This window comes from Chryseobacterium sp. RR2-3-20 (genome assembly GCF_017808115.1).
Classification (GTDB): Bacteria; Bacteroidota; Bacteroidia; order Flavobacteriales; family Weeksellaceae; genus Chryseobacterium; species Chryseobacterium oryzae.
Window position 1 is genome coordinate 1 of the sequence record NZ_JADQBD010000196.1, and the last position, 556, is coordinate 556.

General features: G+C 32.7%; 1 protein-coding gene. It reads left to right on the forward strand.

Going from position 1 to position 556, the window contains the following annotated elements:
• The first annotated feature begins 233 nt into the window (after window positions 1-233).
• Complete coding sequence (locus IV513_RS15670) at window positions 234-488, forward strand: hypothetical protein (RefSeq protein WP_209391481.1); 255 nt, start codon at window positions 234-236, stop codon at window positions 486-488.
• The last annotated feature ends 68 nt before the right edge of the window (window positions 489-556 follow it).

Consider the following 556-nt stretch of genomic DNA (forward strand, 5'->3'; position numbering starts at 1 on the left):
TACCTTTCTTCCAATACCAATATGTCTTGGTTTAAATTTGAAAGTTTTGGCGAAAAATAATGTATTTCGAAAATTCATAAAATCATCTCGAAGGCTGTGGGAAATACTGTAATTTCTCTGCAATAGAATAGTAGGTTCTGAAAATAACTGTCAATGTAAGTCATTATCGCCATTAGTAACAATTTGATTATTTTGCTGATAAATTTTGCTTAAAAGGGTGGTGTAAAGTCAAAATGAGTAATTGTTCTCAACAGGAATTGGTGGATATAGTGTATACTATTGGAGATAGCTTTGGAAATTGTTTGTTAGTATCGAGCTGTTATTTACAATATCCCAACAGGAGGTATCCAGATGCAAGAGCATTTGCTAATTTGAAAGAAAGGTTTGATCGAACAGGAAGTGTGGCTTATGAGAAAGTAACCAGACGTAAAACTATTTTGGACGAGGAGAATCAATTAGCTATGTTTAGCAGTGCAAGAAAACCCTGAAACAAGTGTTAGGGAAATAAGTAAAAATTTAGACATTTGCAAATCATCTGTTTGTAAGTGTTTAAAAC

Coding starts and splice junctions, on each gene's coding strand:
- IV513_RS15670 (WP_209391481.1), top strand. CDS start 234: ATGAGTAATTGTTCTCAACAGGAATTGGTGGATATAGTGTATACTATT.